Source organism: Phyllobacterium sp. (genome assembly GCF_037994405.1).
GTDB lineage: Bacteria > Pseudomonadota > Alphaproteobacteria > Rhizobiales > Rhizobiaceae > Phyllobacterium.
Genome location: NZ_JBBNAN010000077.1, coordinates 1 through 2,910, shown reverse-complemented (window position 1 = coordinate 2,910; position 2,910 = coordinate 1). Strand labels below are relative to the sequence as shown.

General features: G+C 57.7%; 3 protein-coding genes. 2 read left to right on the top strand and 1 reads right to left on the bottom strand.

Annotation, left to right across the window (positions count from 1 at the left end; all coding sequences use genetic code 11):
• Positions 1 to 580: ATP-dependent helicase (locus AAAC48_RS04580; protein WP_340653039.1), on the top strand; the 580-nt coding region annotated here is incomplete at its 5' end.
• A 103-nt stretch (positions 581 to 683) separates the two neighbouring features.
• Positions 684 to 2,555, top strand: coding sequence for an adenylate/guanylate cyclase domain-containing protein (locus AAAC48_RS04575; protein WP_340653038.1), 1,872 nt, complete (start codon positions 684 to 686; stop codon positions 2,553 to 2,555).
• A 32-nt stretch (positions 2,556 to 2,587) separates the two neighbouring features.
• Here AAAC48_RS04575 and AAAC48_RS04570 read toward each other — a convergent pair.
• Positions 2,588 to 2,910, bottom strand: a 323-nt coding sequence (locus tag AAAC48_RS04570) for a molybdopterin cofactor-binding domain-containing protein (protein ID WP_340653037.1), incomplete at its 5' end; no start/stop codon positions are given.

Here is a 2,910-nt window from a genome sequence, read left to right as displayed (position 1 = left end):
CGCCCGCCGTTGGTATGAGCCACACCTCGAACGTATTCACGAGGACGCTTCGACGCGGCAGGCCGACATAGTCCAGCTGGAGCAGATTGCGGCAGGCTATCCCTCACGCGAACGATTCCTGACCGAGCTTACCCTTGATCCACCCGACGCGACCAGCGACCAGTCTGGCGTGCCGCTCCTTGATGAAGATTATCTGATCCTTTCAACCATTCATTCCGCCAAGGGCCAGGAATGGAAAGCCGTTTATCTGCTGAATGCCGTCGATGGCTGCATGCCTTCTGATCTTGGCACCGGAACGACGGCGGAAATCGAGGAAGAACGCCGTCTCCTCTATGTCGCTATGACCCGGGCAAAGGACCATCTACATCTCGTCACACCGCAGCGCTTCTTCACCCATGGGCAGAACCCGCAGGGCGACCGGCATGTCTATGCGTCTCGGACACGGTTCATTCCGGCGACGCTGCTGCAATATTTCGAATGTGTCACGTGGCCCGTTGCTTCGCGCGTTCAGGCCGGGCAACCGGACGCACGGCAGGTCCGGGTTGATATCGGCGCCCGCATGCGCGGCATGTGGCGCTAAGGACGCGAGCGCCCGATATACTGAAATGTGATAAGGCGACGTAGAAATAAGATTGGGTTACAGTGCGCCGCAAAACAACAGGGGAATTCTTTTTGGGGGCCGCGTGGAACGTCGACTGACTACCATTCTTGTCGCCGATGTTGCCGGCTACAGCAGACTCATGGCCAAGGACGAGGCGGGTACCCTATCCGCCCTCAATGGACATAGGGCAGAGCTGATTGACCCGCGAATCGCCGAAAACCAGGGGCGTATCGTCAAGATGACGGGTGACGGCCTGCTGGTCGAGTTCCCGAGTGTAGTCAAGGCGGTCGGCTGTGCTGCCGAAATCCAACGCGGCATGCGCGCTCGTAACGAGAATGTCCAACCGGACCGCCGCATTGAGTTCCGGATCGGCATCAACCTCGGAGACGTGATCGTCCAGAATGGCGATATTTTTGGCGATGGTGTGAATGTCGCAGCGCGGCTGGAAGGCATTGCGGCGCCAGGCAGTATCGCCGTTTCAGGATCGGTGCGCGAGCATGTTGGCAGTCGGCTCGATCTCGCCTTCGAGGACCTAGGCGAGCACAGGCTCAAGAACATCGAACGCGCCATTCACGTCTACACTATCGTGCTCAATCCTGCCTCGATGACGCGCCCTCGTCCGCCGGCTGCGGTTTCCGCCAAGGATACGCTCGGGCTGTCCATCGCCGTTCTGCCTTTTACCAATATGAGCGGCGATCCCGAACAGGAATACTTTTCCGATGGCATCACCGAGGACATCATTACCGACCTGTCGAAGATCTCTGGCCTGCATGTCGTCGCGCGCAACACCGTGTTCACTTACAAGGGCAAATCGGTCAAGGTTAAACAGGTTGCGCAAGAACTTGGCATTCGATTTATCTTGGAAGGTAGCATCCGCAAGGCCGGACAGCGCATCCGAATTACCGGCCAGCTCATCGACGCGACGACCGGCGGCCATCTGTGGGCTGATCGCTACGATCGCAACATGACCGATATTTTTGCGATCCAGGACGAGATTACGCGCGCAATTGTCGAGCAGTTGAAAATCAAGCTGCTGCCCGAAGAAAAGGCTGTAACCCGGGCGCCAACCGAGAACGTCGAGGCCTATACCTACTATCTCAGAGGGCGGCAGTTCTCGCATGAATGGACGAAAGCCTATCTGCTTTTGGCCCGCCGTATGTTCAAGAAGGCCGTCGAACTCGACCCGCACTATGCCCGCGCCTATGCCGGCATCGCCAATTGCGAGTCGGCCCTGCACGGGTGGCATTCCGAGGAGGTTTCACTCGAAGATATCCTTGAGCATAGCGCGCGAGCCCTTGCCCTCGACCCAGAACTCGCCGAGGCGCATGCGGCCCGAGGGCTCGCACTGCATAGTAATGATCGGCGCGTGGAAGCGACCACCGAATTCGAACGCGCACTCGAGCTTGAACCGGACCTGTATGAAGCAAATTATTTTTACGCCCGGCTACTCTATACGCAGGGCGAAATGGAAGCCTGCGCCAGATATTTTGTCAAAGCAGCAGAAATCCGGCCCGACGATTACGTTTCGCCGATCCTTCTGACCTCCGTCTACAAAAGACTGGGATCGATTACCGAAACCGAAAATTGGGCGCAGCGTGGCATTGAAAGGGCTGAGCGCGCATTGCTTCTGCACCCTGAAAACTCGAGCCCGGCACACAGAGGCGCACTCGCTTTGGCGCATCTTGGCGAGCGTGAACGGGCCCGCGACTGGGCGGCTCGTGCACTCGCCATCGCTCCCGATGATATCTACGCCCATTACAATATCGCCTGCGCCTATTCGATCCTCGGTGATATCGAACCGGCGCTCGATCTGCTCGAGCATGTGGTTACGCGCAACACGCCCGAGCAAATGCTGTGGTTCGACAATGATTCCGACCTTGATCCGCTCCGGAATCATCCGCGATTCAAGCAAATGTATGCAGCAAGAGCAAAGGCACTGGAATCCATGGTCTAGAACGGATTCCAGCATCACTTGTTGGTGACCGCTCAGGCTTCCTTCTTCAAAAAGCCCGGATCAATCGGCAAGGTGCGAATACGTTTGCCGGTGGCCGCGAAGATCGCATTCGTCACCGCTGCACTGACCGCAGCGGTCGCAGTCTCGCCAATACCACCTGGTGCTTCGGCGCTCTGAACGATATGCGTTTCGATCACCGGAACCTCATCGATGCGCATCGGCAGATAAGTATCGAAGTTGCCCTGCTCAACCCTGCCATCCTTCAGTGTGATTGCACCATGGAGTGCTGCAGTCAGGCCGAAAATTGCACCGCCCTGCATCTGCGCCTCGATCGTGTCCGGATTGACCTGTAGGC